Origin of the sequence: Pseudomonas sp. LRF_L74, assembly GCF_965644255.1 — a bacterium.
Classification (GTDB): domain Bacteria; phylum Pseudomonadota; class Gammaproteobacteria; order Pseudomonadales; family Pseudomonadaceae; genus Aquipseudomonas.
Genome location: NZ_CBFFRH010000001.1, coordinates 381,716 through 408,029, shown reverse-complemented (window position 1 = coordinate 408,029; position 26,314 = coordinate 381,716). Strand labels below are relative to the sequence as shown.

21 protein-coding genes and 3 pseudogenes are annotated in these 26,314 nt (G+C 65.0%); 13 read left to right on the top strand and 11 right to left on the bottom strand.

The window, feature by feature from the left end; genetic code table 11:
• Positions 1-52: 52 nt before the first annotated feature.
• From ACSZPK_RS01945 to ACSZPK_RS01920, 6 genes and pseudogenes are all read left to right on the top strand, one after another.
• The gene (locus ACSZPK_RS01945) at positions 53-766 is read left to right on the top strand and encodes a response regulator transcription factor (protein ID WP_437879706.1); all 714 of its coding nucleotides are present in this window, start codon (positions 53-55) and stop codon (positions 764-766) included.
• Positions 766-2,109 carry a histidine kinase sensor domain-containing protein gene (locus ACSZPK_RS01940; protein ID WP_437879705.1) on the top strand — a complete coding sequence of 448 codons (1,344 nt, stop codon included), beginning with the start codon at positions 766-768 and terminating at the stop codon, positions 2,107-2,109. Before ACSZPK_RS01945 ends, ACSZPK_RS01940 begins: the two co-directional genes overlap by 1 nt.
• A gap of 82 nt (positions 2,110-2,191) precedes the next feature.
• Positions 2,192-4,432 (top strand): TonB-dependent siderophore receptor, encoded by a 2,241-nt coding sequence (locus ACSZPK_RS01935; protein WP_437880261.1) that lies wholly within the window; start codon positions 2,192-2,194, stop codon positions 4,430-4,432.
• 2 nt (positions 4,433-4,434) lie between these two features.
• Positions 4,435-5,319 (top strand): alpha/beta hydrolase, encoded by an 885-nt coding sequence (locus ACSZPK_RS01930; RefSeq protein WP_437880260.1) that lies wholly within the window; start codon positions 4,435-4,437, stop codon positions 5,317-5,319.
• 266 nt (positions 5,320-5,585) lie between these two features.
• A pseudogene (locus ACSZPK_RS01925) lies at positions 5,586-6,350 on the top strand (HAMP domain-containing protein); the annotation flags it as partial.
• Positions 6,351-6,596: 246 nt separating this feature from the next.
• Positions 6,597-7,214, top strand: a pseudogene (locus ACSZPK_RS01920) (methyl-accepting chemotaxis protein); the annotation flags it as partial.
• Positions 7,215-7,445: 231 nt separating this feature from the next.
• On the opposite strand, the gene ACSZPK_RS01915 reads toward ACSZPK_RS01920, so the two are convergent.
• Positions 7,446-7,655, bottom strand: a complete 210-nt coding sequence (locus ACSZPK_RS01915; protein WP_437879704.1) for a hypothetical protein — start codon at positions 7,653-7,655, stop codon at positions 7,446-7,448.
• 140 nt (positions 7,656-7,795) lie between these two features.
• Entirely contained in the window at positions 7,796-8,980 is a 1,185-nt protein-coding gene (pobA, locus tag ACSZPK_RS01910) for a 4-hydroxybenzoate 3-monooxygenase (RefSeq protein WP_437879703.1), read from the bottom strand.
• Between the two features lie 124 nt (positions 8,981-9,104).
• Between pobA and ACSZPK_RS01905 the strand changes: the two genes are divergently transcribed.
• From ACSZPK_RS01905 to ACSZPK_RS01885, 5 genes are all read left to right on the top strand, one after another.
• Complete coding sequence (locus ACSZPK_RS01905; RefSeq protein WP_437879702.1) at positions 9,105-9,968, top strand: helix-turn-helix domain-containing protein; 864 nt, start codon at positions 9,105-9,107, stop codon at positions 9,966-9,968.
• A 374-nt stretch (positions 9,969-10,342) separates the two neighbouring features.
• Complete coding sequence (locus ACSZPK_RS01900) at positions 10,343-11,659, top strand: ammonium transporter (RefSeq protein WP_437879701.1); 1,317 nt, start codon at positions 10,343-10,345, stop codon at positions 11,657-11,659.
• A gap of 9 nt (positions 11,660-11,668) precedes the next feature.
• The gene (locus ACSZPK_RS01895; RefSeq protein WP_437879700.1) at positions 11,669-12,007 is read left to right on the top strand and encodes a P-II family nitrogen regulator; all 339 of its coding nucleotides are present in this window, start codon (positions 11,669-11,671) and stop codon (positions 12,005-12,007) included.
• A gap of 267 nt (positions 12,008-12,274) precedes the next feature.
• Complete coding sequence (locus tag ACSZPK_RS01890) at positions 12,275-12,616, top strand: DMT family transporter (RefSeq protein ID WP_437879699.1); 342 nt, start codon at positions 12,275-12,277, stop codon at positions 12,614-12,616.
• A 72-nt stretch (positions 12,617-12,688) separates the two neighbouring features.
• Complete coding sequence (locus ACSZPK_RS01885; protein WP_437879698.1) at positions 12,689-13,372, top strand: HAD family hydrolase; 684 nt, start codon at positions 12,689-12,691, stop codon at positions 13,370-13,372.
• 494 nt (positions 13,373-13,866) lie between these two features.
• On the opposite strand, the pseudogene ACSZPK_RS01880 reads toward ACSZPK_RS01885, so the two are convergent.
• The 7 genes and pseudogenes from ACSZPK_RS01880 to ACSZPK_RS01850 form a co-directional block, all read right to left on the bottom strand.
• Positions 13,867-14,448 (bottom strand): annotated as a pseudogene (locus ACSZPK_RS01880) (methyl-accepting chemotaxis protein); the annotation flags it as partial.
• Between the two features lie 477 nt (positions 14,449-14,925).
• Positions 14,926-17,271: a DUF1989 domain-containing protein gene (locus tag ACSZPK_RS01875; RefSeq protein ID WP_437879697.1), complete on the bottom strand. Its 2,346-nt coding sequence runs from the start codon at positions 17,269-17,271 to the stop codon at positions 14,926-14,928.
• A 9-nt stretch (positions 17,272-17,280) separates the two neighbouring features.
• Positions 17,281-18,651, bottom strand: a complete 1,371-nt coding sequence (locus tag ACSZPK_RS01870; protein ID WP_437879696.1) for an NAD(P)-binding domain-containing protein — start codon at positions 18,649-18,651, stop codon at positions 17,281-17,283.
• 59 nt (positions 18,652-18,710) lie between these two features.
• Complete coding sequence (locus tag ACSZPK_RS01865; protein WP_437879695.1) at positions 18,711-19,841, bottom strand: aminomethyltransferase family protein; 1,131 nt, start codon at positions 19,839-19,841, stop codon at positions 18,711-18,713.
• A gap of 31 nt (positions 19,842-19,872) precedes the next feature.
• The gene (locus ACSZPK_RS01860; protein WP_437879694.1) at positions 19,873-20,883 is read right to left on the bottom strand and encodes a heme-dependent oxidative N-demethylase family protein; all 1,011 of its coding nucleotides are present in this window, start codon (positions 20,881-20,883) and stop codon (positions 19,873-19,875) included.
• Positions 20,884-20,897: 14 nt separating this feature from the next.
• Complete coding sequence (locus tag ACSZPK_RS01855; protein WP_437879693.1) at positions 20,898-21,824, bottom strand: PDR/VanB family oxidoreductase; 927 nt, start codon at positions 21,822-21,824, stop codon at positions 20,898-20,900.
• Positions 21,821-22,339, bottom strand: a complete 519-nt coding sequence (locus ACSZPK_RS01850; RefSeq protein WP_437879692.1) for a dimethylamine monooxygenase subunit DmmA family protein — start codon at positions 22,337-22,339, stop codon at positions 21,821-21,823. Before ACSZPK_RS01850 ends, ACSZPK_RS01855 begins: the two co-directional genes overlap by 4 nt.
• Positions 22,340-22,566: 227 nt before the next feature.
• Here ACSZPK_RS01850 and ACSZPK_RS01845 point away from each other — a divergent pair, with 227 nt between their 5' ends.
• Complete coding sequence (locus ACSZPK_RS01845; protein ID WP_437879691.1) at positions 22,567-23,190, top strand: LuxR C-terminal-related transcriptional regulator; 624 nt, start codon at positions 22,567-22,569, stop codon at positions 23,188-23,190.
• Positions 23,191-23,526: 336 nt separating this feature from the next.
• Here ACSZPK_RS01845 and ACSZPK_RS01840 read toward each other — a convergent pair whose 3' ends face one another.
• Positions 23,527-24,897, bottom strand: coding sequence for a transposase (locus ACSZPK_RS01840; protein ID WP_437879690.1), 1,371 nt, complete (start codon positions 24,895-24,897; stop codon positions 23,527-23,529).
• 124 nt (positions 24,898-25,021) lie between these two features.
• Complete coding sequence (gene dmeF / locus ACSZPK_RS01835; protein WP_437879689.1) at positions 25,022-25,975, bottom strand: CDF family Co(II)/Ni(II) efflux transporter DmeF; 954 nt, start codon at positions 25,973-25,975, stop codon at positions 25,022-25,024.
• Between the two features lie 61 nt (positions 25,976-26,036).
• Between dmeF and ACSZPK_RS01830 the strand changes: the two genes are divergently transcribed.
• Positions 26,037-26,312: a metal/formaldehyde-sensitive transcriptional repressor gene (locus ACSZPK_RS01830; protein WP_437879688.1), complete on the top strand. Its 276-nt coding sequence runs from the start codon at positions 26,037-26,039 to the stop codon at positions 26,310-26,312.
• Positions 26,313-26,314: the final 2 nt, after the last annotated feature.

Sequence of the window (26,314 nt, the reverse complement as noted above, 5' to 3'; positions counted from 1 at the left end):
CAGCCGTCGAGCGGGGTTTGCGCAAACCCGCGGCGAATGAGAACATTTCGATGTGAAATATTCTCATTTGAGCGTTCCGTTGCCTATTCCTTCCCTGTTGCTGGTCGAGGACGACGTGCAGTTGCGTGACGGCCTGGCCCGGCATTTCGCCCAGCGCGGGTTCGCCGCCACGGTCTGCGCCAATGGCTGCGAAGGGCTGGCGGCCGTGCGCGAGCGGCGTTTCGACCTGGTCCTGCTGGATATCATGCTGCCCGGCATGGACGGCCTGGCGCTGCTCGAAGCACTGCGCCAGGAGCAGGGTGTGCCGGTGATGCTGATGTCCGCCCTGGGCAGCGAGCAGGATCGCATCAGCGGCTTCACCCGTGGTGCCGACGACTACCTGCCCAAGCCGTTCAGCCTGGCCGAACTGGATGCGCGCATCGATGCCCTGCTGCGCCGCGTGGCGCTGGACCGGGTCAGCCCTGCGCAGCCCGCCGATGAACGCCTGCTCATGGACAGTGCTGCCCAGGATGTCCGGCACCAGGACCAGGCGGCGGGCCTCACCGGCTCCGAGTACCGCCTGCTGGAAGTGCTCCAGGCCCATGCCGGCGAGACCTTGAGCAAGGTCTTCCTCTACCAGAGCGTGCTGCACCGCGCCTACACCCGCCTGGATCGCGGGCTCGACGTGCATGTCTGCAACCTGCGCCGCAAGCTGCAGGCCATCGGTGTGCAGCATGTGCAGATCCAGGCCGTGCGCGGCCAGGGCTATGTGCTGGTGCTCGACTGATGCGCCGTCATCCGTTGCTGTGGAAACTGGCGCTGTTGCAGATCGGCTTCTGCCTGCTGCTGACCTGGATGATCTGGATCTGGGGCCTGTCGGTGGAGCGCAGCACCTACTTCCTCGAACCGGCCGATCGCGACTACCTGGCGCGCTACGCGGCCCAGGCCGAAGAGATCTGGCATGCGCAGGGCGCCGCAGGGGTCGAGCAGTACCGCCAGTGGCTGGCGCAGAAAGAGGACACCTGGGTCGCGCTGGTCGGCGATCGCCTGCAAAGCCTCGGCACCACGCCGCTGGGTGCCGAGGACTACAGCCACCTGACCTTCATGCGCAAGCTCGATTGGCCGATGAGCCGGCGCCTGCAGGATGAGCTGCCCTACGTCAGCATCGAGTTCCCCGATGAGCCGGCCTCCGGGCGGTTGGTCATGCAGTTGCCCGAGCGCCTGCTGCCCAGCGGCCTGACGCCCTGGACCCATGTCGTCACCCATGGCGTGGTGCCGACCCTCCTGGCCCTGCTGCTCGGCCTGGTGATCTACCGGCAGCTGGTGGTGCCGCTCAACCGCCTGCGCGACCGTGCCGATGCCTTGCGTGCGGATGACCTCGACGACGTGGTCATGCCCTTGCACGGCCGTCACGACGAACTGGGCGAGCTGGCCCAGGCCTTCGAGCACATGGCCGGCCGCCTGCGCCAGAGCCTCGCTCAGCAGCGCATGCTGCTGCGCACCCTGTCCCACGAACTGCGCACGCCCCTGGCGCGCTTGCGCATCGCCCACGACAGCGAGCTGCCGGCCGAGCAACTGCGCGAGCGCCTGGACAGCGAAGTGAACGGCATGCAGCGCCTGCTCGAAGACACCCTCGACCTGGCCTGGATGGACACCGAGCGCCTGGCGCGGCCGAGCGAGCCGGTGCAAGTGCTGTCGGTATGGGAGGCGCTGTGCGTCGATGCCTGTTTCGAAAGCGGTTGGAGCAGCGCGCGCCTGGCGTGCCTGCTGGATGCCGATTGCCGGGTCATGGCCCACCTCGACAGCCTGGCCCAGGCCCTGGAAAACCTGCTGCGCAACGCGATCCGCCATTCTCCGGCCGACGCGGTGGTGACCCTGGACGGCGAGCGCGAGGGCGATTACTGGCATCTGCGCCTGAGCGACCAGGGCAGCGGCGTGCCGGAGGCGGACCTGGAGCGTATCTTCGAAGCCTATCGACGCCTGGACGGCACCAGCGGCGAGGGCTTCGGCCTCGGCCTGGCCATCGCCCGGCGAGCCGTAGAGCTGCAAGGCGGGCAACTGTGGGCGAGCAACGGCAGGCCAGGCTTGTGCTTGCATATCAAGATGAGGGCCGCTGGCCCAATTGTTTAGAAAGTTAATGCGCTTTACTAACAGATGACAGTCAATATCATTTGCGATCTCTAACGTTCTGGCCCAGCCCGGAGATCGCATGATGTCGTCCCGCTCCCCCGTTCTTCCCTTGTTCATGCTGGCGGGCAGCTGCCTGCTGTCCACGGCCATCCAGGCGGCTTCCGAGGAGGCCGGCCCTGGCGCGCTCGAACTGCAAAGCTCGAACGTGGTGGCCACCGCCGAGGAAGAAACCAAGCAGATGCCCGGCGTCTCGGTGATCACCGCCGAAGACATCAAGAAGCGCCCGCCGGCCAACGACCTGTCGCAACTGATCCGCAGCATGCCGGGGGTCAACCTGACCGGCAACTCGACCAGCGGCCAGCGCGGCAACAACCGGCAGATCGACATCCGTGGCATGGGCCCGGAGAACACCCTGATCCTGGTCGACGGCAAGCCGGTCACCAGTCGCAACTCGGTGCGCTACGGCTGGCGTGGCGAGCGTGACAGCCGCGGCGACAGCAACTGGGTGCCGGCCGACCAGATCGAGCGCATCGAGGTCATCCGTGGCCCGGCCGCCGCGCGCTACGGCAACGGCGCCATGGGCGGCGTGGTCAACATCATCACCAAGAAGGCCAGCCAGGAAATGCATGGCAGCGCCACGATCTACCAGAACTTCGCCCAGCACGACGACGAAGGCTCGACCCGGCGCATGAATTTCGGCCTCAACGGGCCGCTGACCGACACCCTCAGCTACCGCGTCTACGGCAACGTGGCCACCACCGACGCCGACGACTGGGACATCAACAGCGGCCATGAGAGCACCCGCAGCGGCAACCAGGCCGGTACCCTGCCGGCGGGCCGCGAAGGCGTGCGCAACAAGGACGTCAACGGCCTGCTCAGCTGGCACCTCACGCCCGAGCAGACCCTGGAACTGGAAGCCGGCTTCAGCCGCCAGGGCAACATCTACACCGGCGATACCCAGAACACCAACAGCAATACCACGGTGAAGAGCATGCTCGGTCATGAGACCAACCGCAGCTATCGCGAAAACTATTCCCTGACCCACCGGGGCGACTGGGATTTCGGCTCGACCCTGGCCTACCTGCAGTACGAGAAGACCCGCAACAGCCGGATCAACGAAGGGCTGGCCGGCGGCACCGAAGGCATCTTCTCCAGCAGCGACTTCTACACCTCCGTACTGCGCGACCTGACCGCCCACGGCGAGGTCAACCTGCCGCTGAGCATCGGCCTGCCGCAGACCCTCACCCTTGGCAGCGAATGGACCCGCCAGGAACTGGATGACCCGAGCGCCAATACCCAGACCACCACCGAGGCCGGCACCATCAGCGGCCTGAGCAGCAGCGGCCGCGAGACCACCTCCTCGGCGGAAATCTTCTCGCTGTTCGCCGAAGACAACATCGAGCTGATGCCTGGCACCATGCTCACGCCGGGGCTGCGCTTCGATCACCACGACGTGGTCGGCGACAACTGGAGCCCGTCGCTCAACCTGTCCCACGCCTTGACCGACAGCATCACCCTCAAGGCCGGTATCGCCCGCGCCTACAAGGCGCCGAACCTGTACCAGAGCAACCCCAACTACCTGCTCTACAGCCGTGGCCAGGGCTGCTACGGCCAGACCACCAGTTGCTACCTGGTGGGCAACGACAACCTCAAGGCCGAGACCAGCGTCAACAAGGAACTGGGCATCGAGTACAAGCAGGATGGCTGGGTCGCCGGCCTGACCTGGTTCCGCAACGACTACAAGAACAAGATCGAATCGGGCCTGTCGCCCATCGGCAACGCCACCGGCGGTTCCAGCTCGACCTATGCCAATGCGGCGATCTACCAGTGGGAGAACGTGCCCAAGGCTGTCGTCGAGGGGCTGGAGGGCACCTTGAGCGTGCCGCTCGCCGAGACCCTGACCTGGAACAACAACTTCACCTACATGCTCAAGTCGAAGAACAAGGAAACCGGCGACGTGTTGTCGGTGACCCCGGCGTATACCCTCAACTCGACGCTCGACTGGCAGGCACGTGACGACCTCTCGTTCCAGGCCAACGTGGCCTGGTATGGCAAGCAGAAACCGAAGAAATACGACTACCACGGCGACCGCGTGACCGGCAGCGGCAACAACCAGCTGTCGCCCTATGCGCTGGTCGGTTTCAGTGGCACCTACGACTTCACCAAGCACCTGAGCCTGACCGCCGGTATCGACAACCTGTTCGACAAGCGCCTGTACCGCGAGGGCAATGCGCAAGGCGTGAACAACATCGATGGCGCCGGGGCGGCGACCTACAACGAGCCGGGCCGTACCCTGTACACCAGCTTGACCGCGTCGTTTTGAGGCTGCCCAACCTATGCCTGGCACTGGCGCTCGCCGCCGTGCCAGGCCTGGCGCTCCAGGCGCAGCCGAACCTGGCCGAGCGCATGCACAGCGAGCTGTTGCAGCGCCAGGACTTGCCCTACGCGTTCAGCACCCTGGCCGTCGACTCCGTCGATGGCCAGCGGCATTACCAGGTGTGGATCGGCCGTCCACGGCACGCCGCCCCCGAGAGCGGTTACCCGGCGCTGTGGATGCTCGACGGCAATGCGGCCATCGCCGCGTTCGACGAGACGCTGCTACGTCAATTGGCACAAGGCACTGCGCCATTGCTGGTGGGCATCGGCTACCAGACGCCGCTGCGCATCGAACGTAATGCGCGGGCCTTCGACTACACGCCGCAGCAACCGGGCCAGGCCGAACAACGCGACGGCCTGACCGGCCAGCCCAGCGGTGGCGCCGATGCCTTTCTCGACCTGCTGGCGCAGCGCATCCGCCCGCGGGTTGCCGCGCAATGGCCACTCGATCCGGCCCGGCAGACGCTATGGGGCCACTCCTACGGCGGCCTGTTCGTCCTGCATACGCTGTTCACCCGGCCGCAGAGCTTCAGCCGCTATGCGGCGGTCAGCCCCTCGTTGTGGTGGGGCGAGGGCGCGATTCTCGGCGAGCGTGACGGCTTGGTCGGGCGCCTTGCCGGGCATCGCGCGCAACTGCTGCTGATGCATGGCGATGCCGAGGGCAGTGGTCCGTCGGGGCCTGCCAGCGGCAAACCGGCCATGTCCCTGCCGGCCCTGGCCGACGATCTAAGGCGATTGCCGGGCCTCGCTGTCAGCGTCACCACCTTCCCAGGCCTCGGGCATGGCCAGACGCTGGAAGAATCGCTGCGCTACCTGTTACGGCAAGGCTTCTGACCCCGCAGTGAGTCGAGTGTCCGCCAGGAGGCCGGGGCGGACGTTATTTACCGTCGTTCCCGGTCCGCTCCTGCCTCTTTCCCACCTCGCGCTGTTGCCAATCCACCGCGCCCTCGGCTACGTTTGCAACGAAAGTAACCAAATGTTCCATAATTGCTTCGGCGCGCATAACGTACGCGAATCGGCAAGGATCTCCGAGAAAAAGCGTGCGATAGCCGAACGTCTTGGCCATCCATCCACAATAAAAACAGCGGGAGCGATCAACCATGTTGTCCAGCCTTTCCTTACGCAGTGGTCTGCTGGGTGTCCTTGGGGTTTTCGTACTGGCCTTGTTGCTGGCCAGCCTTGCCGGCCTGTTCGGCGCGCGCAGCAGCGACCGACAGATCCAGGAGTTGAACCTGCTCACGGCGGTTCAACTGGACAAGCTCAACAACGCCGCGGTCTATGCGATCCGGGCCAGCGCCACCAGCCACAGTGCCTTGCTCGACCGCCTGGCCGGGCGGATCGAGGTGGCGGACCAGGGCATCACCGGTGCCAAGGAGCGCCTGGCCACTGCGCAGAAGCTGGTCGGCGAGATCCTGCCTACGTTGACCGATCCTGAACTGCTGCGCGCCGGCCAGGAGCTGAATGCGGCCTTCGAGGCCTACGCCAAGGTCGTCCAGCGGCAGATCGACGGCACCCGCGCGGCGGACCTCGTCGAATACTCGCGGCTCAACGACGATGCCAAGAGCCTGAGCGGCGCCTATTCACAGACGCGCGAGCGCTTCACCCAACTGATCAACCAGCGTATCGCCCAGACCATGGAGGCTTCGGCCCAGCGCATTCGCCACGCCGAACTGCTGGCTGGCGCGTTGGTCGTCCTGACGGCGCTGCTGGCGCTGCTTTCCTGGCTGTTCCTCGCGCGTCAGGTGCTGGCGCCGCTGCGCAAGGCGGGCGAGCATTTCGAACGGATGGCCCAGGGCGACCTCAGCCAGCCCGTACCGGCCCATGGCAAGAACGAGATCGGCACCCTGCTCACCGGGTTGGAACATCTGCAGCGCAGCCAGCGCGACACGCTGCAGCACCTGGCGCGCAATGCCCAGGCCGTGGACCAGGCCGCCGAGCGCCTGAACCAGGCCACCGGGGAAGCCAGCCAGGGCCTGGAACGCCAGCATGCGGAACTGGAAATGGCGGTCACCGCGGTCACCGAGATGACCAGCGCGGTGGAAGAGGTGTCGCGCAACGCCAACGAAACCTCCCAGGCGGCCCAGGCCTCCAACCGCCTTGCCGAGAGCAGCCGCGAACAGGTGCATCGGGTGCTCAAGGACATCGAGCGGATGAACGGCGATGTGCGCGACACCGGCAGCGTCATCCAGCGCCTGGCCGGGCAAGCACACGACATCGGCAAGGTGCTGGATGTGATCCGCGCGGTTTCCGAGCAGACCAACCTGCTGGCGCTCAACGCCGCCATCGAGGCGGCGCGCGCGGGCGAGGCCGGTCGTGGTTTCGCGGTGGTGGCCGATGAAGTGCGGACCCTGGCCCATCGCACCCAGCAGTCGACCCTGGAAATCGAGGAAATGATCGGCAGCATCCAGTCCAGCTCGCAGACCGCCGTGCAGACCATCGGCCAGAGCGGCGAGCGGGCCCAGGGCACCCTGGAAAACACCCAGGCCAGCGAGCGCATGCTCGCGCAGATTTTCGAAGCCATCGGCCTGATCAACGAGCGCAACCTGGTGATCGCCAGTGCCACCGAGGAGCAGGCCCAGGTTTCACGCGAGGTGGACCGCAACCTGGTCAACCTGCGCGAACTGGCCCAGGGCAGTGGCCGCAACGCCGCGCTGACCCGCTCGGCCAGCCAGGAACTGGCCGGCCTGGCGCGGGAAATGGAAGAGACGGTCAAGCGCTTCCGGCTGTGATGGGCGGCGGGGGTGAAGATGAGCGGTGAAGGCCCTGACGCTCTTTTCATCCACCACATCGTCGTAATGGTGGATGAAAAGAGCGTCATCCACCCTACAGAAAACATCTGCACGCAGGCGTGAAAGATCGGTTTCCGTCACTCCCGCGAAGGCGGGAGCCCAGCTACTTCGCGAGTCCCGCCTTCGCGGCAATGACGACTCTTGATGCGCGCAATCGACAGGGCCAGGTTCTCAGTGCCAGAGGCCGGCCAGGTAGCGATGGCCAACCGGGGTGAGTTGCAGTTCGCTGTGTACCTTGCCGTTCTCATCGGTGGTTTTCTGCACCGTCAGGAAACCGGTCAGAAGCAGGGCGCGGATGGTGCGGGCGGGGCGGGTATGCACGTGCTGGCCGGAGGCGACTTCCTGTAGCAGGCAGCGATGTTCGCTCTGGTAGTCGATCATGGTGGACTCCTCACGTTGTTTTTATTGTTGAGTGGCAGTCTAGGCCAGGGTTCACCGTGATTCCACCCGGCGACCCCTCTAGGGCGAGGGTCACCGGCTTCTATGGAGACTGGCGCCACCCCATGGGCGCGTGCAAGCATTCAGTCGATGGCTTCGTACGGCAGGCCTACGTAGTTCTCGGCGATGGTCGTGCGCCCGGCGAGAGAACCGACGAAGTAGTCCAGCTCGGTCTGCTGCATGCGTGCGCTGAATGCGTCGGTATCAGGGAAACGATGCAGCATCGAGGTCATCCACCAGGAGAACCGCTCGGCCTTCCAGATGCGTTTCAGGCAGACCGCCGAATAACGCTCAAGCAGATCAACGCGACCCTCCCGATAGACCTTGAGCAGGATGCGATACAGCGTGTTCACGTCGCTGGCCGCCAGGTTCAGCCCTTTGGCCCCGGTCGGCGGGACGATATGAGCGGCGTCGCCGACCAGGAACAGATGGCCGTATTGCATTGGCTCGACGACGAAGCTGCGCAGCGGCGCGATGCTTTTCTCGATGGATGGGCCGGTCACCAGCCTGGCGGCGGTTTCGGCGGGCAGGCGGCTTTTCAGCTCGGCCCAGAAGCGCGCGTCCGACCAGTCCTCGACCTTCTCCTCGGCCGCCACCTGCACGTAGTAACGGGTGCGCGTGGGCGAGCGCATGCTGCACAGGGCGAAGCCACGCGCGTGGCTGGCGTAGATCAGTTCGGCGTTGACCGGCGGCGTATTGGCCAGCACGCCGAGCCAGCCGAACGGATAGACGCGTTCGAACGCCTTGAGCGTGCCGGCCGGAATGGATTGGCGCGAGACACCGTGGAAACCGTCGCAGCCGGCGATGTGCGCGCAGTCCAGGCGCAGGGTTTCGCCGTTGTGGGTGAAGGTGACATGTGGGGTGTCGCCCTTGAGGTCGTGCAGTTGTACATCGCTGGCGCCGTAGAAGATCGGCGCGCCGCTGGCCTGGCGCGCTTCCATCAGGTCGCGGGTGACCTCGGTCTGGCCGTAGATCATCACCGTCTTGCCGCCGGTCAGGCCCTTGAGGTCGATGTGTTCCAGGCGGCCGTCGAAGGCCAGCTCGAAGCCGTCGTGGACCAGCCCTTCGCGATCCATGCGCTGCGCGACGCCGGCCTCGCGCAGCAGCTCGACCATGCCCTGTTCGAGCACCCCGGCACGGATGCGGCCGAGCACGTAGTCGGCGCTCTGGCGTTCGATGATCACGTTGTCGATACCGGCCTTGTGCAGCAACTGGCCGAGCAGAAGTCCGGACGGGCCGGCGCCGATGATGGCGACTTGAGTCTTCATTGTTATTGTCCTCATGCTTCGCCACGCGGATCGAGGCGAATGGGTTGCCTGTATTTTTGGTGGATGAAAGCCAGGCTTGAAGGCAATATCCGCATGAGTTTCTGGATTTTTCGAGGATAGATTCGTGCGCAGGATCGCCACGGTTCCCGTGTTCAAGCTGTACGGCGAGACAGCGGCCTGGCCGACTCCCGACCTGTTGCACTGCGAGTCGATTCCCTCGCGCAGCGCGTTGCACGACTGGCAGATCAAGCCCCATCGCCACGGCGATCTGCTGCAGGTGCTGTATGTGCAGGCCGGTCGCGCCGAGCTGGAAGTGGAGGGCACGCGGCAACGGGTCGAGTCGGCCACGTTGCAGGTTTCACCCGCCATGAGCGTGCACGGTTTTCGTTTTTCGCCGGACATCCAGGGCCACGTGCTGAGCCTGGCCCAGCCGTTGGTCGAGCACCTTGGCGCGGCCCTGGAGCGTCCCCCCCTGGAGCAGGCCGAATGCTTCGTGGTGGGCGAACAGCAGGGGTATCTGGATGAGCTGTTCGAGTCGATCAGCCGCGAGTACCAGGGGGCCGCGCCGGGACGCGAGCTGATGTTGCAGTCGCTGGTCGGTGCGTTGCTGGTGTGGATCGCCCGTCGTGCCATGGCCCGGCCTGGCGCCGAAGCGCTGCCGGCGGATCGTGGACGCGAGCACCTGCAGCGTTTTACCGCGCTGCTGGAGACACACTTTCGCCAGCACCTGCCTATCGAGCATTACGCTGCCGGGATCGGTCTCAGCGCCGCTCACCTCAATGCCCTGTGCCGGCGCCTGAGCGGGCGCTCGGCCCTGCAGATGATCAACCAGCGTCTGCTCCTGGAGGCCAAGCGCAACCTGGTCTATACGGCGATGACCATCAATCAGGTCGCGGATAGCCTGGGTTTTTCCGAACCGGCCTATTTCTCGCGCTTCTTCCGCCGCGAGACCGGCATGACGCCCTCGGCGTTTCGTTCGCAGCGCTGACTGCGCTTGAGGTGAGCGCCCGATGGCTGCAATGGCCTCGAAGCTGCCCATTCGAAATGCCGACGACACCGTTCGAAGGGCTCCATGGGTCGTGCGGCATTTCGGTGCCGCCTTACTCATAAAGGAATAAGCGCCACGCACCAAGACAAAGCGCCCGTGGCGGAGGCGGTGTCGGCGCTTTTTCCCGTTCATTCACAAAGACTTTCCGTTTCAGATAGTTAGCGCAGGCGAGCGTTGCACTCGAGATTCTGGCAGGGCGATTGCTATGCCTGAGAGGAAATTTAATTTCCCCTCAGGAGTGTTAGATCGCCTGGGGCGCCAGTGTTCCGGTCCCTGTGCGGGCCGGTTCGTCCATGATTGGTTGGAGACAACGAATGATCCGGTTTTCATACGTAGGCCGCAGTACCTTCGCTCTACCTCTTCTGCTGGGCAGCAGTGCCGTGTGGGCGGATGAGGCGCCGACGCTCAACAGTGGCGACACGGCCTTCGTCGCCCTGTGCTCGCTGGTGGTGCTGCTGATGACCCTGCCCGGCCTGGCGCTGTTCTACGGCGGCATGGCGCGCAGCAAGAACGTGCTGTCGGTGTTGATGCAGGTGTTCTGCACCGCCTCACTGATGTCGCTGCTGTTCGCCTTCTACGGCTACAGCCTGACCTTCGGCGATGGCGGCTCCTGGCAGGCGGTGATCGGCAACCTGGACAAACTGTTCCTCAAGGGCGTGGGCGTCGACTCGCTGGTCGGCAGCATCCCCGAATACCTGTATTTCCTGTTCATGCTGCTGTTCGCCGCGATCACCCCGGCGATCATCGTCGGCGCCTTCGCCGAGCGCATGAAGTTCTCGGCGGTGATGGTGTTCATGGCCGTGTGGCTGACCATCAACTACATCCCCATGGCGCACATGGCCTGGGGCGGCGGCTGGGTGTTCAACCTCGGCGTGCAGGATTTCGCCGGTGGCAACGTGGTGCACCTCAACGTCGGTATCGCCTCGCTGGTCGGCGCCTGGGTGGTCGGCCGCCGGCGTGGCTTCGGCACCTCGGCCCTGGCCCCGCACAACATGACCATGACCCTCACCGGCGGCTCGCTGCTGTGGGTCGGCTGGCTGGGTTTCTGCGGCGGTTGCGCGCTGGCCGCCAGCGGCTTCGCCATGCTGGTGATGGTCAACACCATGCTCGCCAGTTGCGCCGGCGCCCTGGCCTGGATGCTGGTGGAGTGGAAGCATCGCGGTCGGCCGAGCCTGTTCGGTGCGTTGTCCGGCGCGATTGCCGGGCTGGTGGCGATCACCCCGGCCTGCGGCTACGTCGGCCCGATGGGCGCGATCGTCCTCGGCTTCATCGCCGGCCCGCTGTGCGTCTGGTCGGTGGAGAAGCTCAAGCCGATGATCGGCCTCGATGACGCCTTCGATGTGTTCGGCGTGCACGGCGTCGCCGGTATCCTCGGCGGCCTGCTGACCCCGGTGTTCGCCATGACCGCCCTCGGCGGCCAGGGTTTCGCCGAAGGCCGTGGCCTGGTCGATCAACTGCTGGTCAACGGCGGCGCGCTGCTGTTCAGCATCCTGTTCTCGGCCATCACCAGCCTGATTGCCTACAAGGTCGCCGCGGCATGCTGTGGCGGACTGCGCGTCGACGAGGAGGCCGAAATCGATGGCCTGGACCTCTCCGCCCATGGCGAAGTCGGCTACAAGTATTCGAACTAAGGAGCGGCCATGAAACTCATCACTGCGATCATCAAGCCGTTCCGCCTCGACGCCGTGCGCGAGGCACTCACCGACGCCGGTATCACCGGCGTCACGGTCACCGAGGTCAAGGGCTACGGGCGGCAGAAGGGCCATTCGGAAATCTACCGGGGCGCGGAATACGTGGTCGATCTGCTGCCCAAGGTCAAGCTCGACGTGGTGGTCGGCGATGACCTCTGCCAGGTGGCGATCGACGCGATCATCAAGGCGGCGAAGACGGGCAAGATCGGCGACGGCAAGCTGTTCGTGCAAGCGCTGGAAACCGTGGTGCGGATTCGCACCGGGGAGATGGGCGCCGACGCGGTGTGAAGCACGCGTGGCCTGCATTGACGCCGGCCACGCTCAGGACGCACGATCTCAGATTGGCTCATCGGGCAGCTTTGAGGCAGAAGCGGACATCATTACTCGGTGTGTTTAGCCGTCACTCCCGCGAAGGCGGGAGCCCAGAAAAGCGCTTCTGGATTCCCGCCTTCGCGGGAATGACGACGAACGTAAGTGTCCGCCCTTCGAGTCTCGACGCAGCCATTCGAACGGGCTCGTAGCAGATCGTGAACAGGTTCTAAGGAGAAAGTCTGGATGGCTTGGTTGAATGGATGGGGATTCCTGCTGCTGGCGGGGCTGTGCGAGGTGCTGTACGCCTCGATCATTCCGCGCACGGAGGGTTTCACCCGCTTGTGGCCGAGCCTGTACTGCGGTTTCTTCCTGGCCCTGAGCATCTACCTGCTGAGCCTGTCGGTACGTGAATTGCCGTTGGGGCTGGCCTACGCGGTGTGGGTCGGCATCGGCACCCTGGGTACGGTGATCTACGCCACGCTGTTCCTTGGCGAACAGCTCGGCGTGTTGCGCGGGTTGTGCCTGATGCTGATCGTCGGTGGCATCGTCGGCCTCAAGCTGGTCACCCCGGAGGTGCGTGCTTGAGCGCCGCGCGAGGCTTGCAGCTTCCGCCCTGAAGCTTTAAACAGGTTCTCCCCGTACAGAGAGCCGAGACCCATGGCACCGAATGCCCCCATCGAACTGCTGATCTGCGATTGCGACGGCGTGCTGATCGACAGCGAGATCATCGCCGAACGCTACCTGTACAAGACGCTGGCCGAGCTGTATCCCGTGGCCGAACTGGAGCGGGTGATGGCCGGTACGTTCGGCTTGCAGACCCGGGAGATCTTCGCCCGGATCGAGGCGCACTTCGGCAAGCCATTCCCCGAGGGTTTCTTCCAACGCCTGCATGACCAGGTGCACGACTTGCTGCGCAGCGAAGTGCAGCCGATCCCCGGCGTACGCGACGCGCTGATGCGTATCGACCTGCCATTGGCCGTGGCTTCCAACAGCCAATCCGAAAGCGTGGCCTTCGCCCTGCAACGGTGCGATCTGGTCGAGCGGGTCAATCGTGGCGTGTTCGGCGCCGATCATGTCGAGCGACCCAAGCCGGCGCCGGACCTCTACCTGCTGGCCGCGCGGACGGCAGGTGTCGATCCGCGCCAGTGCCTGGTGGTGGAGGACAGCAGTACCGGCGCCAGCGCCGCCCTGACGGCTGGCATGCAGGTGATCGGTTTCCTCGGTGCCAGCCACATTCCGCCAGAGCATGGCGAGACACTGCGCCGGTTGGGCGTGCATCACCTGATCCGGCACATGGACGAACTGCCGGAGCTGGTCGGGCGCCTGCACGCGGCTGTTTGAGAGCCTGTGGCGCATTGGCAGGGCGAGGCTGGTTTGCTGGACTCCCGCCTGCGCGGGAGTGACGGTTGATAATTTCCGGTGTGCCCCAGCAACGAGACGCTGAACAGCCTCCACGAGGCGGCCCGTAACCCCGTCATTCCCGCGTAGGCGGGAACCCAGAAAACGCTGGCTTCTCTAGGCTCCCGCCTACGCGGGAGTGACGGTAGGTGATTTCTTGGCTGCTCCATCCAACGAGACGCTGAACAGCCTCCGCGAGGTGGCCCGCAACCCCGTCATTCCCGCGCAGGCGGGAACCCAAAAACGCTGGCTTCGCTGGGCTCCCGCCTACGCGGGAGTGACGGTAGGTGATTTCTTGGCTGCTCCATCCAACGAGACGCTGAACAGCCCCCGCGAGGTGGCCCGTAACCCCCGTCATTCCCGCGCAGGCGGGAACCCAGAAAACGCTGGCTTCTCTAGGCTCTCGCCTACGCGGGAACCCAGAAAACGAATCAGCGCTGCTGCAGCATCGCCTGGATCTGCTGCACCGACTCCTGGGTCCGCCGTGCCAGGTTGCGGACTTCGTCGGCGACCACGGCGAAGCCACGGCCCTGGTCGCCGGCACGGGCCGCCTCGATGGCGGCGTTGAGGGCCAGCAGGTTGGTCTGCTCGGCGATGCTGCGGATCACCCCGGCGACCTGGGCGATCTGCCCATAGGTGGTCTGGATATTGGCCTGCTCCCGCTCATGGGCGATGGCGGCGGCTTTTTCATCGCTGATTTCGCGTACCGCGCCGGTGACGTAGAGCAGTCGGCCACGGTTGTCGCGCAGGCAGCGGCCACGTTCGCGGAACCACACCTCGCCGCGGGTCTTGTGACGCATGCGGTACTCCACGGCGTAGAAACCGTCGCCGCCGGTGTCGACCATCGAGGCGTTGAAAACCTGCATGACCTGTTTCAGGTCATCGGCGTTGACCACCTTGAAATAGCTGTCCCAGCCATCAGGGAACTCGCTTTCGCCGTAGCCGATCAACGCGCGGAACTGTTCGGACCAGCGGATCAGGTTCTGCGGGTGGTCGGGATTGCCGTCCACCACGTTCATCGCCCAACTGCCTTCGGTGAGGGTGCGCTTGGTCAGTTCCCAGACCTGGCGCTCTTCGTCCCAGTGGGCGCGCTCGGCCTCCAGCTCCTGCACGCGCCGCTGGCCGTCGTCGCGTTCGGCGCCGAGCTGTGCGTTCAGGCTCTGCGCCTCGGCCAACCGCTGTTGCAGTGCCGCATATTCCTCGGCGCTGCACGGCGCCGCTGGCTGGCGCTCGGCGTGCTGGCGGATGCGCTGCAAGTCATCCCAGTCCTGTTGCAGCCGCTCCAGGCTGATCAGCAACTGCGGCTCGCGTTGCAGGTTCGGCCGTGCGAGCGCCGGGCGCTGGCCATCGAACAGGTGATCGAGCCATTGCCTGAGTTCGCCTGCCAGGTCGTGGGAAGCCTTGCTGAACCACATCGGCCCATCCTCCTCGGGATCGAATGACCGTTACCAAGCAATTCTCTTTCCAACAGCCGTTCAGCGTGCGCCTGCGCGCGTTCAACCCCGTACCCGCGTCTTCTCTGGGTCATAGGCCACGGTGCCGGCACTCACCCGCGCGCGAAGGCGTTTCTGCTGGCCGTCCAGCTTGCCCACTTGCAGCTCGCTGCCAGGCTCGCAGTAGGCGCTGTCCAGGCGGCACAGGGCGATGTTCTTGCCCAGCACCGGCGAGCGGGTGGCGCTGGTGATCACGCCGACCTGGGCGCGGCCGACGCGCACGCAATCGCCATGGGCGGCCGGTTCGTTGCCCTCCAGTTCGAGGCCGACCAGTTTGTGCCGGGGCTGGGCGTTGCGCCGTAACAGGGCATCGCGCCCGATGAAATCGGCGGTCTTGCTCTTGAGTGGCACACAGAAACCGATGCCTGCCTCGAACGGGTCGGTCTGGTCGTCGAACTCGTAGCCGGCGAAGATCAGCCCGGCCTCGATGCGCAGCATGTCCAGGGCATCCAGGCCCAGCGGCACCAGGCCCAGCGGCTCGCCAAGCTGCCACAGGCGCTGCCAGACCCGTGGCGCATCGCTCGGGTGGCACCAGACTTCGTAGCCCAGCTCGCCGGTGTAGCCGGTGCGCGAGACCATCACGGGCGGGCCGTTGTAGTCATCGAGACGGCCGATCAGGAAGCGGAACCAGCCGAGGTCTTCCAGCTTCGGCTGGGTGCCGGGCGTCCAGATCATCTGCCTGAGCAGTTCGCGGCTCGACGGGCCTTGCACGGCGACGTTGTGGATCTGCTCCGAGGCGCTCTTGATCCATACCTTCATGCCCAGCTTCTCGGCCTGTTCGCGCAGCCAGATGCCGGCGTAGTCCTCGCCACCGATCCAGCGGAAGGCATCCGCGCCAAGGCGCAGCAGTGTGCCGTCATCGAGCATGCCGCCGTGCTCGAAGCACATCGCCGAATACACCACCTGGCCGACCGCGAGCTTGCGCACGTCACGGGTCAGGCAGTAATCGAGCAGGGCTTCGGCGTCCGGGCCGAGCACTTCGAATTTGCGCAGCGCGGAGAGGTCCATCACCGCTACGCGCTCGCGGCAGCCGTGGTATTCCTCAAGCGTGCCGTAGCCATCGAAACGGGTTGGCGTCCAGAAGCCGCGATAGTCGATGAACTGGCGGGTGAGGGCCGATGTACTGGTGTGGAAGCCGCTTTCGCGGGTCAGCACCGGGTCGGCGTCGGCGGTTTTACGGGTGGCCATGGCGAGACTGAAACGCTCCTTTTCGGCATACACGCGGATGTGGATATCGGTGGGCTGCCAGCCATTGGCCGGGTCGATGTCGTCGGGGCAGGAACTGCTGGCGCAGACCAGGTCGGTGAGGGCCTTGAGCAGCACGTAGTCGCCGGGGCGCGACCAGGGTTCGTCCAGGGTCAGGTGCTGGTGGGCGTCGATGCCGGTGTTGTAGAAGAAGTTGATCGCCGGCCAGCCCGGCCGCGCATTCACGCCGTGGGCGGCGAGGGCGCGGCTGATGTTGTCGCTGCAGTTGGCGTGGCCGAAGTAACCCTGGGACTCGTAGTAGCGCGCCGCGCAGGCCAGGGCGAAGGTGTCGTGGCGGCCCACGGTGTCGCGCACCACTTCCAGCATCGGCTGCATGTCGCGGTCGTAGAAGCGGCTGAACAGGCCGGGGCCGGGGTAGGCCTTGCCGTTCAGGGTGCGGGTGACGGTGGGGTCGAGGTCGATCTCGCAATCGGCATCCAGGGCACCACGGTCGAAGGCGACGAAGTCAGAGCACTGGCGCCCGGCGACGTCGATCACCTGGATGAACTGGCCGGCGCCGACCACGTAGTCGCGCGCGGTGCCCGGGGTGATGGTGAATTCGTCGATGACCTCGCCCAGCGGCGCCGGCAGGGGCGGGGTCCAGATGCGCCGGGGGTTGGCGCGGTGGATCAGCAGGCGCAGTTCGCTGGCGCGTTGCTGGCTGTCCACCGCCGTGTGCCCGCCAGGCGCGGCGACGATGACCTGCAACGCGCTGCCGGCAACCAGCTCCCGGCTGTAACCGGCGGGCGTGCCGGCCGGCCACAGCGACGCCGCGTTGGGCAGGTGCCGGCAATCCACGTGGTAGCGAGCGAGCCCGGCGACCACGTGCCGCGCTTCGCGACTGCCATCGTGGAGCAGGCGGGCGATGGCATCGGCCCCGGCCTGGGCTGCCAGGCCGAGGGCCGCCAGCGCCTCGCGGCCGTCCCCGGTGAAGGCCAGCAACTCGGCGCGCTGGTCGCCTTCGAGGTCGATCACCTCCAGGCGATCACCGGCCTCCAGGGCGACCACCGTCAGCCCGCCAGGGGCGACGCGATGGCGCTCCCGGTCGGGCGCACGGGCGAACAGTGCCGGTTCCAACGGCCGGCTGATCACGGGCGGGTTCATGGCTGCGCCTCAGCTGACGCTTTTCAGACGGTCAGTGGCTTCGTCGGCCAGGTAGGCAACCAGCGAATCGTCCAGCGCGTCGAGCCAGGGCGTGTGGTGCGGCGTGGCCAGGGTGCCGGTGATCAGCGAGCGGTAGCACTTGTCGCGGTAGCCCATGATGTTTTCGTACTTGTCCTTCTTCCATTGCAGGAAGGTGGCGTTGACCTCGGCGATATCGAAGCTCGGGTAGTCGGTGGCGGCGATCAACTGGCGGATGTACTCGCCCTGGAACTCGAACATCTGCTGGGCGGTTTCCAGGGTTTCTTCTTCCTGGCGCCAGGCCAGGTCCTCGGCGTGCATGTGCTCCAGGCTAGGCAGGGCGATGCGCCCGAGGATCACGTCGCGGGCGTACCAGGCCTGGGCGTCGAACATGTTGAAGCTGTACCACTGGTCCTGCATGCCGAGGTAGATCAGCTTGGGGTTCTGTTCCCAGAACACGCCCTTGTACAGGTTCAGCGGCCACAGGCGGTTGCCGGTCTTCAGGCGCAGCTCTTCCGGCAGGAACGGGAAGTGATGCTTGTAGCCGGTGCAGAGGATGACCGCGTCGATGTGCTTGCTGCTGCCGTCGACGAAGAACGCGGTGCTGCCCTGGACATGGCTGAGCAGCGGTTTTTCCTCCCAGTTGGCCGGCCACTTGTAGCCCATCGGCGCGCTGCGGTAGCAACTGGTGATCGAGCGGGCGCCGTACTTGTAGCACTGCGAGCCGATGTCCTCGGCCGAGTAGCTGGCGCCGACGATGAGCACGTCCTTGCCCTTGAATTCCAGGGCGTCGCGGAAGTCGTGGGCGTGCAGCACGCGCCCGGCGAAGCGCTCGAAGCCGGGGAAATCGGGCACTTGCGGGGTGGAGAAGTGGCCGCTGGCGACCACCACGTAGTCGAAGGTTTCGCTGTAGGTGAGGTCGTTGGCGTGGTCGTGGGCGGTGACGCTGAACAGCCCGCTGGCGGCATCGAACTCGACGTTGCGCACGGCCGTTTCGAAGCGGATGTAGGGGCGCACGCCGGCTTTTTCCACGCGGCCCTTGATGTAGTCCCACAGCACTTCGCGCGGCGGGTAGGAGCCCATGGGCCGGCCGAAGTGTTCGTCGAAGCTGTAGTCGGCGAACTCCAGGCATTCCTTCGGCCCGTTCGACCACAGGTAGCGGTACATGCTGCCGTGCACCGGCTCGCCGTGCTCGTCCAGGCCGGTGCGCCAGGTGTAGTTCCACATGCCGCCCCAGTCAGCCTGCTTCTCGAAGCAGACCAGCTCGGGAATCTGTGCGCCCAGGGTCTGGGCCGATTGAAAAGCTCTCAACTGGGCGAGGCCGCAGGGGCCGGCACCGATGATGGCGACGCGTTGGGTCATGATTAATCTCCTGTTGGCGAGCGCGCCCACGCGGGGCATGGGCACGATCAATCGGCTTTTCAGCCCTTGGCCGTGCGTTTCTTCTTCTCGGGATCGTCGAACGGCAGGGCATGGGCGATGGCATCGACCTGCAGGCTGCCGCGCACCTGCAGCGGCACGCCCTGTTCGGCGATGTGCGGCTCGACGCGGGCGATGGCCATGGAGCGGCCGGTCAGGCGCGAGTACATGGCGCAGGTGATCAGGCCGACCTGGCGGCCTTCGTGCCAGAGGGTGTCGCCGCCTTGCGCCGCGACCGCGCCATCGAGCAGTACGCCAAAGATCTTGAAGCGCTCCTTGCCCTGGCGGCGCACGTGTTCGCCGGCGCCACGGAAATCCTGCTTGCCTTTCGACACGGTGAAGTCCAGGCCCAGCTCCCACAGGGTGTCGCCGGCCTTGTGTTCGGCGAAGGGGTACATCTGCGAGTTGTCGTAGGGGAAGAACAGCAGGTAGCTCTCCACCCGCAGCCAGTCGAGGGCGGTGAAGGCGCAGGGAATGATGCCCTGGCCCTTGCCCTGTTCCAGGATGCTGTCCCAGATGAACGGCGCGTCGGCGGCCTTGCAGAAGATTTCGTAGCCGCGTTCGCCGGTGTAGCCGGTGCGCGAGATCATCACCGGGCGCTCGAACAGCTTGGTCTGCATGTGGTGGAAATACGGCAGCTCGCGGATGCCCGGCACGTGCTCGGCGAGGAAATCCACCGCCGCCGGGCCTTGCAGCGACAGGTCGTGCAGGTCGTCGTCGAACAGCACCGCCACCTGGCGCCCCTGGGCCGAACGGATCAGCATTTCGTAACCCGTGCCCGCGCCGTGCACCACCATGAAGGCGTTGGGGCCGGTGCGGTAGACGATGCAGTCGTCGACGAAGGTGCCGTCCTCGTCGAGCATGCAGGCGTACACCGACTTGCCGGGGTAGAGCTTGGAGATATCGCGGGTGGTGGCGTACTCCAGCAGGCTCTCGGCGTGCGGGCCGACGTAGTGGACCTTCTTCAGCCCGGAGACGTCCATCAGCCCGGCGCGGGTGCGGATCGCCTCGTGGTGGTCGGCCAGGTCGCTGGCGTAGGTCCAGGCGGTGCCCATGCCGTTCCAGTCTTCCAGGTTCGAACCCAGTGCCAGGTGGCGTTCGCGGAGCGCACTGATGCGCCATGAATTAGCCATGGAAAAATTCCTCGTTGGGTGAGTTGCTAGATCAGTCGTCGAACTGGCTGAGCCAGTCCACCAGGGTCTGCCGGTAGCGGGTCATGCCCTTGTAGTCGGCGATGGGGTCGGGTAGGTCGCGGATGACCCGGTGCAGGCGCCGCGCCCAGGCCGGGTTGGTGACCAGCTGCTCCATGCTGATCAGGTAGGTGCGGATGCTGAACAGCATGGCGTTGGAGCGCGCCAGGCGGGCCATGTGCTGCAGCTCGACGCGCAGGTGCACCAGGCGGCCGACGTTGTCCGGCGTCACCGTGCCGCGATCGCCGCCCCACTCGTGGAAGGTCTCGGGCGAGGTGTCCATGCGCGGGTTGATGGTCAGGGTCCAGTTCAGGCGGCGCACCGGATGGCCGACCTGCAGGTTGAGCAGGAATTTCAGCGCGCGTTCGAAGATGCCCATCTGGTTGGCCATCGGCACCGGCGAATGCCACTGTTTGAAGCTCATGCCGGCGTCGAAACGCAGCGACCAGTCGGCCGGGCAGGTGACCATGCCGGCGTCCATGAACAGGTCGCCGTCGCGCTGGTCGAGTACGGCGAAGTCGCCCTGCATCTGCCGGGTGATGTATTCCAGCGGCTCGCACGGCAGGCTGTCGGCGTCGCCGTAGGTGAAGCGCTGGTCGATGCCCATGGCCAGGTTCTGCCAGCGCCAGGCCGTGCCGTCGCGCTCCAGGCGAAAGTGCTGCGGGTAATCGCTGGACAGGTGCTCCATCAGCATTTCCAGCAGGTCCCAGGCGGCCTGGGCCATGTGCGGCATCACCAGGCAGCGCGCCGGGTCGCGGTCCAGCACGCGGGCGCGCTCGGCCATTTCCGAGAGGTAGTGCTCGTCCACGTCGAAGCTGTGTTCGAACACCGAACCGGGATCGCGCGACACCGCCGGTTCGATGTTCACCGAGTAGAGGTACTGGTCTTCCGGGAACGGGAAGGGAAAGCGGGCGATGGCGCTCGGGCTGTTGCGGTAGCTGAAGTCGTCCTGGTAGGTCTCTACCGGTTTGAAGGTCACAGTCATGTCGCGTCTCCGGGTCAGATATCGAGCAGGATCGGGCTGCCGCAGCCGCGCGACACGCACGGCATCAGGCTGCTGGCACGTTCGTCGGCGTCGAGGAAGAAATCGCGGTGTTCGACGTCGCCCTTCAGGTAGGGCGTCTGGCAGCGGCCACAGGCGCCGCCGCGACACAGGTTGGGCACTTCCACGCCTGCGGCTTCGAGGGCTTCGAGCAGGCTCTGCTCGGCGCCGACGTCCACCTGGCGGCCGCTGCGCGCCAGCTCGACGCGGAACGGCACGCCTGGTTCCGGTGCGGCGAAGGCTTCCCAATGCACGCGGCCGGCTGGCCAGCCAAGCGCACTGCTTTGTTCGCGCAGGGCATCGAGCAGCGTTTGCGGGCCGCAGGCGTAGACGTGGGTGCCGAGTGGGCGATGGCTGAGCAACTGGCCAAGATCGAGGCGGCGGGCGCTGCTTTCGTAGAGGTGCAGGTGATCACCCAACTGCTCGCGCAGCACCTCGACATAGGCGTCGCTGAGCCCGGCGCGGTAGGCGTAGTGCAGCTCGAAGGCCGCGCCCTGGCGCAGCAGTTCGGCGCAATAGGCGAGGAACGGCGTGATGCCGATTCCCGCGGCGACCAGCACGTGCAGGCGCGCCTTGCTGTGTACGGGAAACAGGTTGGCCGGCGGCGAGATTTTCAACTGATCGCCCGCCTGCAATTCGTCATGCACGTAGCGCGAGCCGCCACGCGAGCTTTGCTGGCGACGCACGGCGATGCGGTAATGGCGGGTGTCGGCCGGGTCGCTGAGCAGCGAATAGGCATTGCGCTTGCCATTGGGCAGATGCAGCTGAATGTGGCTGCCGGCGGAAAAGGCCGGGAGTTGGCCGCTGATCGGTTCGAGCAGCAATTCGCGGATCACCGGGGTGATCAGGTGGGTTTCGGCGACCCGCACGTCGAAGGCGCTCATGGGCGGCCCTCCGCGTAGGGCCGGTCGGCGTCCGCGCAGACGCCGAGGTAGGCTCCGAGGCGTTCGGAGAAGTGCCGGCGCACTTCCAGGGTCACGCCACAGGCGCAGCAGGTATGCAGGTCGGCGGCCGTGCCCGGTTGCAAGGTCGAGCAGTGCACGCAGAACAGAGTGCGGCGATCCGGCGCGGTGCAGTCGAGGATGATCTCGTCGGCCAACAGCCCGGCTTCGAGCGCCGTGCCGCGCAGCGACCAGAGAAAGGCTTCGTCGCCCCGCAGTTCGAGTTGCAGACCGACCTGGCCGCTTTCGAGGCGTTCGGCCAGGGCCTGGCGCAAGGCGTCGAGGTCGGCGTACCGCGGCAAGGCCAGGTGGCTCAGGGCAGCGTATGTCGTCAGCTCGGCGCGCCGGGCCTGGCCATCGTCCTGGGTTACCAGCAGGTAGTGCGCGGCGTGTTCGCCAGGCTGCCGGCTGGGGTAGCGGGGCAGGCTGAAGGGGCGTACTTCGGCGATGCTGCTCATGGCGGTCCTCGTACAGGCGGTTGCCCTGGAATGAAGCAATCGGGCCTTGGATTGGTGCGTGTTCGGCACCGGCCAGATGTTTCTCTGTGGGCAAAATAATTTCCTGACAGGCGTATGGCGCTCAATCCGCCAGAGGGGATATGCCAAAAGGGGTAGAGGCGATTCGAGGGCACGGAAGTTGCTCGCAGGACTGGTCCAACCACCGCATGAGACGGGGAGGAAAAACAATGCGTGCAGCCAGTCTTGAGCCAACCCCCGTGGCAACCTCGAACACGCTGACCGAACGTGAAGAGCAGACCCTGGAGCTGATCGCCGCGGGCAACAGCAACAAGCAGATCGCCCGCGAGCTGGGCATCAGCGATGGCACCGTGAAGATCTACGTGCGCAGCCTGCTGCGCAAATTCCACCTGCATTCGCGCCTGGAACTGGCCAGCTGGGTGCACCGGCAAAACGTGTCGAGCCCAAGTGGCGCGATGACCTCGGTCGAGCCAGGGGCCGTGGCGGGCCTGATCAATGACCTGCCGGTGCTGATCTACCGGGGCGATAACGCGCGTACCTGGTACATGGACTACGTCAGCGAAGGCTGCCTGCAATTGACCGGTTATTCCGCCGAGTACCTGACCAGCAACCCGAAACACAGTTTCGGCTCGCTGATCCTGGCCGAGTACGCCGACTACGTCTGGTACTGCGTGCAGTGCGCGCTGCTCAAGCGCGAGCCGTTCCAGCTGAAATACCGCATCTGCTGCGCCGACGGGCGAATCAAGGATGTCTGCGAAACCGGCGTCGGCATCTACGCCGAGAGTGGCGAGGTGCTGGGTGTGGAAGGGGCGATTTTCGAGGTGGCTACATAGGACTTTCGAGCGAGTGCTTCGAGGCAATTGCGGACGTTTGTGCGATGACCGTTATTACGCGGTTTGTTTAGCCGTCGTTCCCGCGAAGGCGGGAACCCAAATAAACAAGCGCTAAATGCTCTTCTGGGTTCCCGCCTTCGCGGGAATGACGGAAGAACGAACGTCCGCAATCGACTGATTCTGTTGAAAAACTAGGTTCTGCGGCAGCCAGCTGGTCAACGGTGCCCGCTGTCGAAATGGCTGCAAGCCACTTCAAGTTACCTTTTGGCGTTTCACTGAGCTTCGCTGCTCAGGTTTGAGGGCTAATTCGAGGGTTTCTGCTTGTAGCAGACGTACCTATCCCGTGAGCGGTGGCCCTTGAGGCAAGAGCTTGGCCATGCGACGCAGGTTTTGTACGGTCGCAGCCAAGGTGAATTCATCAGTGGCACCCGTCAGGCCACGCAGCCGTAAACGGTCGAGTTTCATGATCCGTTTGAGGTGGGCGAACAGCATCTCCACCTTCTTTCGTTCGCAGCGTGAGACGAGGTATACCGGTGTTTTAGCGATACGTCGGGCCACGTCACGGGCAGCTTCATGGATGCTGCGGACGATCTTCCGATTGGGTGTGTTGGGGCAGCACTTCGCTTTCAGCGGACAGGTGGCACAGTCGGTTTGGCTGGAGCGGTAGATGATGGTGTTGGCTTTGGTCACACGCGATCTTTTCTGAGTGAAGGCACGCCATTCACTGCGCAGCGGTTTGCCGGTTGGGCAGTGGTATTCATTGGCCTCCGGATTCCAGTGGAAGTCGTTACTGGAGAGGCTGTCGTCTTTGCGCTCGGTCTTGTCCCAGACTGGGACATGCGGGTCGATGTTCTTTTCTTCGACCATCCAGGCCAGCATCGGGGCAGTGCCATAGGCGGTATCACCAATGAGGCGCTCTGGCGTGAGATCGAACTGCGCTTCAACGCGATCAACCATCGTCCTGGTCGAATCGACCTCGGCAGTACGATGCGCCGGAGTCGCTTCCACATCCATGATCACGCCATGCTCAGTATCGATCAGGTAATTCGTGGAGTAGGCAAAGAAGGCCGGGCCGCCTGGCGCAGCAGTCCAACGGGACAGCGGATCGGTGAGCGAGATTTTCTTGGGAAGAGATTCAGCCAGCGCCTCTTCATCAAGGGCTTCTAGATACTCGCGCACAGCGCGGCTGCTGAGCGCGGGATCACGCCAATCGACTTCATCTCCCGTCACTCCACGCTGCCGGCTGGCATCCGCCTTGATGATGCTGGCGTCCACAGCGAAGCCTTCGCCTTTGACCAGGCCAGCCGCCATGCAGCGGCGCAGCACCTCATTGAACAACCAACGGAACAGACCGCTGTCACGGAAACGGCCGTGGCGATTCTTCGAAAAGGTCGAGTGATTGGGTACTTCGTCTTCCAGACCCAGCCGACAGAACCAGCGATAGGCTAGGTTCAGGTGCACTTCTTCGCACAATCGCCGCTCGGAGCGTATGCCATAGCAGTAGCCGACGACCAACATGCGCACCATCAACTCCGGATCAATCGAGGGGCGCCCGATGGGGCTATAGAAGTCCGCTAGGTGGGCGCGCAGGTCACTGAGATCCAGGCACTGGTCGATACTGCGCAGGAGGTGCTGAGCTGGGACGTGGTCCTCCAGATTGAACGAGTAGAACAGGCGCTGCTGTCCACTCGGTAGCTGTCCCATCATGCTGTTCGCCCCCGCGCTCACCGACAGAGTGATTCTGCCGTAGGCACGGGGAGGTCGCTACTTTTTCAACAGAATCGACCCGAAGCAGTCTGCCCCAAACGCCACCAGCCCCGACGTGCTTGCTTCACGCCGCCTGCTGCCGATTGATCTCCACCGTCACATGTACCAGTTCCTCATGGATCGACAGCGACTGTCGCACGCTGTCGGCATCCAGCTCTTCGGCAGTGCTCAGGCTGAGCACGCAGGAATACTGGTCCTTGCCGACGCGCCAGACGTGCAGGTCGGTGATGGTGGTGGGCACGGGAAGCTGGTCTACCACTTCAAGAATCTCCCCGACCACCGGCGCATCCATCTCCGCATCCAGCAGGACGCGTGCGGTATCGTGCAGCAAGCCCTTGGCCCAGATACCGACCAGCACCGCGCCGACGATACCCATCACCGGGTCCAGCCAGGCGGCGCCCCACAGCTTGCCCGCGACCAGGGCGACGATCGCCAGCACCGAGGTGGCGGCGTCGGCGATCACGTGCAGGTAGGCGGAGCGCAGGTTGAGGTCATGATTATGCGCGCCGTGGTCGTGGTGGTGGTGCCCATGTCCATGCCCATGGCCGTGATGTGGCTGCCCGTGATCATCGCGCAGCAACCAGGCGCAGAGCAGGTTGACCAGCAGGCCGACGACGGCGATGGCGATGGCTTCGTCGTAGTGGATCGCGCCCGGCGCCAGCAAACGCTCGATCGACTGGAAAGCCATCAGCCCGGCCACGCCCAGCAGCAGGATCGCACTGGAATAGCCGCCGAGAATCTCGATCTTCCAGGTGCCGAAGGCGAAGCGCCGGTCCCCGGCCAGGCGCCGCGCGGCGGCGTAGGCGAACAGCGAGAGGCCCAGGGCCAGGGCATGGGAGCTCATGTGCCAGCCGTCGGCGAGCAGGGCCATGGAGTTGAAGTACCAGCCCCCGGCGATCTCCGCGACCATCATCAGCGCCGTGAGCCAGACCACCAGGCGCGTTCGGCGTTCGGCCAGCGGATCGTTGCGATGGAACCTGTGCATGTGAGCACAGTGTTCCGGGCTTCGCGTAGTCATGGGATGATGCTCCAGATTGGTCTGAAATATACTATACCCCAGTATACTAATTGGTGAAGAGATGTCTCATACCCACAAAGGCAAGAAGCAGTTGCTGACGCGTATCCGCCGGATCAAGGGGCAGGCCGCCGCCCTGGAAGCCGCCCTGGAGCAGGAGACCGAATGCCTGGCCATCCTCCAGCAGATCGCGGCGATCCGCGGTGCGGTGAATGGCTTGATGAGCGAAGTGATGGAAGGCCATATCCGCGAGCACCTGGGCGCCGAGGACATGAGTGCCGAGCAGCGCGCGGAGGAGGTGGAGCAGATCGCTACGTTGCTGCGTTCTTATTTGAAGTGAGT